The organism is Polaromonas sp. P1_F6, from assembly GCF_056405695.1.
Map to the genome: position 1 here is coordinate 313,574 of NZ_JBFUBQ010000006.1, position 6,430 is coordinate 320,003.

Consider the following 6,430-nt stretch of genomic DNA (forward strand, 5'->3'; position numbering starts at 1 on the left):
ATGACTGATCCCACCAAAAGCCCAGCCGATGTCCCACCCGGCGACGGCGCGCCCACCACCAGCCTGCTGGCCTGGTTCAAAGCCTTTGTGGCCCGTTTGCGCGACTGGTTGTCGATCCAGGCCTTTTGCATGAAGTTCGCCGTTCTGGCCGTGGCATTGATGATTCCGGCAAGTGCTTATTACGCCTGGTCGACCCTGGAGCGGCAGGAAAAAATGGCGCTGGAAGTCAAGGCCATGGCCGCGTCGGGGCCGGGCGTTGAAGCGGCCTGGACTTACAACACCGCATTGCCGGTCGTCTTCGGAAGCGGGTCGGTCCTGAGCTTCCTCGAAGCCCATCCGGTCACGCGCATCACCATCATTTACCGGCCAATTTTGTGGACCGTTTCCGAGCGTTTTGTGCTGATTGAATCGGAGGGCAGGCAGTACGCCTATTACCCCTCGGACATGGAAACCAAGATACTGGCCGACAAAGCCGTCACAGCGCCCTGGGGCGGCAAGCTCACCTTCGTGCCCCGGGGCGCGCTTGATGATGCGAGCAAGGACATGCTGGCGCGCCTTGAGCAACGTTTCGGTGACGCACGTCCGCAATCCGAACAGGATGCCTGGAAAGGCGGTGCCAGCGCGCTGGTATCAGCGACCTTGACGCTGGGGCTCATCGCCTTCCTCTGGTACCAGACAGGCGGGCAGCGCAAATCCCTCAAGTTCATTTCCCCGGGGCAGATCAGCGGCGACTTGGCGGACCTCGTCGGCATGGACGACATCAAGGCCGAGGTTGCGCAAATCCGCGACCAATATGAGCGCCGCCTCGAGTACGCCGCTTATGGCGTGAACAAGCCTTTCAACGTGATGTTCAGCGGCCCCGCGGGTACCGGCAAAACCAAGCTGGCCAGCTACCTCGCCAAAGAGCTGAACCTGCCGATTCTTTTCCATTCAGCTGCCAACCTTGAAACTGGCTATGTGGCCGGCGGCTCGAACACCTTGTCGCGCATCCTGGCGCTGGCCAAGCGGCGTAAACGCTGCATCGTCTTTCTTGATGAAGCGCAGGACCTTTTCATGCGGCGCGGCGGCAACCGCAAATATGACGACGATACGCAGAACATGTTGCTGGCCATCCTGGACGGTGTGCGGACCAAATCGGATACTGAAATCATCTGGATCGTGGCGTCCAACTTTAATTCGGCCAACCTGCAGATGGACGAGGCCATGCTGCGCCGCTTCCAGATGAAGGTCGACTTCCGCATGCCCAACCAGCAGGAGCGCCTGGCCATCACCGGCCACTACCTGCGCCAGCGTGCCGACAAGGTGCTGCCCGACATGGACCTGCGCCATTTTGTCGAACTGACGGAAGGCTGCAGCCCGGCAGACCTCGAAACCATGGTCAACCAGGCCGGCATCATCGCGGTGCAGGCGGGTCAGATGATAGGCGCGCATACCCTGATGCAGGCCGCCGAGCGTGTGCTGGTGGGCAATGTCAACGACAACACCACCAAAGAGCGCGAGCGTGACCGGCGCATCATCGCCGTGCATGAGTGGGGCCACTTCCTGATGGATTTCCAGCACCGGCGCAAGCTGGCCGGCGACAACTGGAACGCGCTGCTGGCCGACATGACCACCATCAAAATTTCATTGAAGGCCAACCCCCGCAACAATGCCCTCGGCTTTGTACTGCACAAGCAGGACAGCAACCTGCTGCAGACCAAGGGTGACATGGAGCATGAGGTGAGGGTGCTGCTGGGCGGCATGGCGAACGAGGAGATCTTCTTCGGCGAAGACGGAACCACGGGCGGCGCCCACAATGACATCACCCGTGTCACGCGGCTGCTGCACCATGCGGTGGCTGAAATGGGTATGTACCGCAAGACCCGGCTGAATTACGCCGCGCTCCTCAAGGACGGCGGCACGGCACCGCCGGACGAGGAAACCCGCAGCATCATGGAAGCCCAGAGCGAGCGGCTTTACAGTGAAACCAAGGCCACGCTGGCGCAGTACACCGCCTTGACGGAGTATCTGACCGGCTGCCTGATGAATGCCGGAGAGATGACACTGAGCGAAGCACTCCGCGAAATCAGGTACTTTGAAAGCCTGACTGCCGCACCGGATCTGGCGCTGCCTGGGCCGGGTTCCAGCCAGTGGATGCCAGCCTGAGTCAACGAACCTTTGCAGCTTCGTCCTCACCGCCCAAAGAAAAAGCCCTGCAATGCAGGGCTTTTTGCATGGGCCGGAGCGGTCTAGCGTGACGCTGGTGCGGCCGGCGTTGGGGTAGCCGCTGCATTGGGCGCCTGCGTGGGCGCGGGGGCCGGCATGGCGGGTGCAGTCGGTGTGGCGGCCGGTGCACTCATGGCAGCGGGCGCGGCCATGGGTGCTGCCGGGGCCGCCGCGGCTTCACCGCCGTGGAACTTCATCACCAGCGGCACGATCAGCAGCGCCACGATGTTGATGATCTTGATCAGCGGGTTCACGGCCGGGCCGGCTGTGTCCTTGTAGGGGTCGCCCACGGTGTCGCCGGTCACTGCGGCCTTGTGTGCCTCGGAACCCTTGCCGCCGTGATGGCCGTCTTCAATGTACTTCTTGGCGTTGTCCCAGGCGCCGCCGCCGGTGCACATCGAGATGGCAACGAAGAGGCCGGTGACGATGGTTCCCATCAGCAGACCACCCAGTGCCTGGGGACCGAGCGCCAGGCCGACCACGATGGGTACGACCACGGGCAGCAGCGAGGGGATCATCATTTCCTTGATGGCGGCTGTGGTCAGCATGTCCACGGCGGTGTCGTACTCGGGCTTGCCCGTGCCGTCCATGATGCCCTTGATGTCGCGGAACTGGCGGCGCACTTCAACTACCACGGCGCCGGCTGCGCGGCCCACGGCTTCCATCGCCATGGCGCCGAACAGGTAGGGAATCAGGCCGCCGATAAAGAGGCCGACGATGACCTTGGGATTGCTCAAGTCGAAGCTGATCACGTTGCCGTAGGCTTCGAGCTTGTGTGTGTAGTCGGCAAACAGCACCAGCGCGGCCAGGCCGGCGGAGCCGATGGCATAGCCCTTGGTCACGGCCTTGGTGGTGTTTCCCACGGCGTCCAGCGGGTCGGTAACGGCCCGCACCTCGGGGGGCATGTCGGCCATCTCGGCGATGCCGCCGGCGTTGTCGGTGATGGGGCCGTAGGCGTCCAGTGCGACCACGATGCCCGCCATGCTCAGCATGGAGGTGGCGGCAATCGCAATGCCGTACAGGCCCGCCAGCGAATACGCCGTCAGGATGGCGATACAGACAAAAATCACCGGCCATGCGGTCGAGCGCATGGAGACGCCCAGGCCGGCAATGATGTTGGTGCCGTGGCCGGTGGTGGAGGCCTGTGCAATGTGCTGCACCGGCTTGTACTGCGTGCCGGTGTAGTACTCGGTAACCCAGCACAGCGCACCGGTCAGGATCAGGCCGACCGCGCAGGCACCGAAGAGGCGTATCTGCGTGCCGCTTGCCGTGACGGCGTTGTCGGGCATCAACCACATCGTGACGAAGTAGAAAGCGATCAGCGACAGTACGCCAGCAATCGCCAGACCCTTGTACAGGGCCGGCATCACGTTCTTCATGCCGGGAGAGGCCTTGACGAAGAAGCAGCCGATGATGGAGGCGATGATGGACACGCCGCCCAGCGCCAGCGGGTAGACCGCGGCAGTGGCGCCCGCGCCTGAGAGCAGCAGGGCGCCCAGCACCATGGTGGCGATCAGCGTGACCGCGTAGGTTTCAAACAGGTCGGCGGCCATGCCGGCGCAGTCACCCACGTTGTCGCCCACGTTGTCGGCAATCACGGCGGGGTTGCGCGGGTCGTCTTCGGGAATACCTGCTTCGACCTTGCCCACCAGGTCGGCACCGACGTCGGCGCCCTTGGTGAAGATGCCGCCGCCCAGCCGGGCGAAGATGGAAATCAGCGACGAGCCGAAAGCAAAACCAATCAGCGGATTGAGCAGGTTGGCCAGCTTGAGGTCGGGTGTGTAGTTGCCATTGCCCACCAGGAACCAGTAAAAGCCGGTCACGCCCAGAAGGCCCAGGCCCACGACCAGCATGCCCGTGATGGCGCCGCCGCGAAAGGCGACGTCAAGCGCGGGGCCAATGCCTTTGGTGGCGGCTTGGGCCGTGCGCACATTGGCGCGAACCGACACGTTCATGCCGATAAAGCCGCAAGCGCCTGACAGCACTGCGCCGACGACGAAGCCGATGGCGGTTTTTCCGTCAAGGAAAAAGCCGATCAGTACGGTGAGGACGACGCCCACCATGGCGATGGTTTTGTATTGCCGTGCCAGGTAGGCGGCGGCGCCGGTCTGGATGGCGGCTGCAATTTCCTGCATGCGGGCATTGCCTGCATCCTGGGAAAGAATCCAGCTGCGAGCCCAGATGCCGTAACCCACGGCGACCAGCCCGCAGACGAGCGCAAGAATAAGCGCTGAGTTGCCTGTCATAGAAATCTCCTACGTTGTTTTTCGCTTGGAGGGGGTTTCAACGCTAGCAAATGGTGTCTTGACCCCCGCTGCGTTGCTTCCTCGTTGCTTGGTCTACGTAGAGACAAGACGATTGGCCAACTCGCGCAATTTACAGTGAAAACATGACAACTTTAAGAACCGTAAGGTGTGAATCAGTAAAATGAGGGTAAATACCGAGCAGTTGGCCTGTGCCACGGCTGCGCAGGTAGCCCATGTGTTTTAAGAATCTTCTTTTCTCCTTTCTTCCCTTCCTTTCTTCTTCCTTCCATAAAGAACTCAAGCGACCATGTCCCTCGATAAAGTTTCCCCCGGCAAAAACGTTCCCGAATCCTTCAACGTCATCATCGAGATCCCGATGAATGCCGACCCGGTGAAATACGAGGTGGACAAGGAGTCCGGCGCGATTTTTGTGGACCGCTTCATGAGCACGTCCATGCACTACCCGACCAATTACGGTTACGTGCCCAAGACCATCAGCGGCGACGGCGACCCGGTCGACGTGCTGGTGATCACCCCGGTGCCCCTGATTCCCGGGGTGGTGGTGACCTGCCGCGCCATCGGCATCCTGAAGATGACCGACGAAGCCGGTGAAGACGGCAAGGTGCTGGCGGTGCCCATCGACAAGAAATGCTCGCTCTACACCCAGTGGCAAAAACCTGAAGACATGAACCCGCTGCGCCTGAAGACGATTGCGCACTTCTTCGAGCACTACAAAGACCTGGAAGAAGGCAAATGGGTCAAGGTGCTGGGCTGGGAAGGCCCGGACGCGGCCAAAAAAGAGATCACGGATGGCATTGCCAACTATGCAAAGGCCGGCAAGACTTGAGACCCGGGCGCCAAGCCTGAAAATTTAAGCGTTTTAGTGCTGTAACTAGCACACGCCGTGCGCAAGCAGCTATAAAAAGTATAGCGGTGGCGATGAGGGAAACGTAAAAAGGCGCGTGCAGCGTGGTCTGCAGGCGCTTTTTTTATGCTTGGGTGAGACGGTGTGCGCCGCCGCCCGGCGCCACGTTGAAGCCTTACGCTTTTCGCGCAGGGTCCGGGAACACCAGGCCGTGCAGCTTGCCCTTGTCCTCGCGCGAAAACGGCTTCCATTGGCCTTCCGGCTGTGCCAGGCGGTCGGCCACGGCCCACCAGGCGCTGGGGTTCACGCCCATGCCGATATGGCTGGCCAGCACTTCGATGTTTTCGGTCTGCGGATGGGTGGCACTGGCTGCCTGGATGCTGGCCTGCCAGGCGACCACGCCGTCGCTGCGCGAATAAATGCTGGTGGTCGGCACAGGCGGGGCGGCCGGCAGATCGTAGCTTTCGGATTCGCGCTCGACGTTGCGGCCGCTGGTGAGTTCATAGATGCGCCAGGCGTTGGTGGCCTTGTGCGAGCCCGCGAAGGGCGTGCCCAGCGTGATCACGCCGCGCACCATGTGCGGCAGCTCCTTGGCCAGTTCGCGCGCATACACGCCGCCCAGGCTCCAGCCGATCAGGCTGACCTTGCGGCCTGTGGCGTCGAAGGTGCGGGCGAGGCTGTCGCGGGCTTCTTCCAGCACGCCGGCGCGCGGGCCGAAGTTAAAGCCCTGTTCCCAGCCCCAGGGCCTGTAATTGAGCGACTGCAGGTATTGGCGCAGCGGCACCGTGGTGGCGTCATTGGCCGACAGGCCCGGAAACACCATCACCGCATGGCCGTCGCCACGTGGCGCGCGGGCCAGCAAGGGCCAGGCGGGAAGCAATGCGCCGAATTCCCAGAATRCACGCAACTCAAGCGCCAGCAACCACGCGCTGGGCGGAACATCGTGCGGGGACGTTTCTGCTTGATCTTGAGGGGAGGATGAAGACGGATTTCGCCTGGATGACGGGCTTGCCATGGCTTGAAGCATTGATTGTCTTGTTGGAGTTCCGACTAGGGTCTGATAGCGCTGTTTTTGCAAGATGCGTTGCGAGTCAAAAAGGCCATGAGCAAGGCG

At 61.9% G+C, this 6,430-nt stretch carries 4 protein-coding genes; 2 read left to right on the forward strand and 2 right to left on the reverse strand.

The features are described from left to right. Entirely contained in the window at nt 1-2,145 is a 2,145-nt protein-coding gene (locus AC1DY9_RS18235) for an AAA family ATPase (protein ID WP_477667247.1), read from the forward strand. 83 nt (nt 2,146-2,228) lie between these two features. Here AC1DY9_RS18235 and AC1DY9_RS18240 read toward each other — a convergent pair whose 3' ends face one another. Next, complete coding sequence (locus AC1DY9_RS18240) at nt 2,229-4,451, reverse strand: sodium-translocating pyrophosphatase (protein WP_457278618.1); 2,223 nt, start codon at nt 4,449-4,451, stop codon at nt 2,229-2,231. A 307-nt stretch (nt 4,452-4,758) separates the two neighbouring features. On the opposite strand from AC1DY9_RS18240, the gene ppa reads away from it, so the two are divergent. Next, nucleotides 4,759-5,298, forward strand: coding sequence for an inorganic diphosphatase (gene ppa, locus AC1DY9_RS18245; protein ID WP_477667248.1), 540 nt, complete (start codon nt 4,759-4,761; stop codon nt 5,296-5,298). A gap of 193 nt (nt 5,299-5,491) precedes the next feature. Here the strand turns inward: ppa and AC1DY9_RS18250 are convergent, their stop codons facing one another. After that, nucleotides 5,492-6,331, reverse strand: a complete 840-nt coding sequence (locus tag AC1DY9_RS18250) for an alpha/beta hydrolase (RefSeq protein ID WP_477667254.1) — start codon at nt 6,329-6,331, stop codon at nt 5,492-5,494. Nucleotides 6,332-6,430 lie beyond the last annotated feature (99 nt).

Bases quoted from the DNA above. Each gene is read 5' to 3' on its own strand.
- AC1DY9_RS18235 (WP_477667247.1), top strand. From the start codon at position 1: ATGACTGATCCCACCAAAAGCCCAGCCGATGTCCCACCCGGCGACGGC.
- AC1DY9_RS18240 (WP_457278618.1), bottom strand. From the start codon at position 4,451: ATGACAGGCAACTCAGCGCTTATTCTTGCGCTCGTCTGCGGGCTGGTC.
- ppa (WP_477667248.1), top strand. From the start codon at position 4,759: ATGTCCCTCGATAAAGTTTCCCCCGGCAAAAACGTTCCCGAATCCTTC.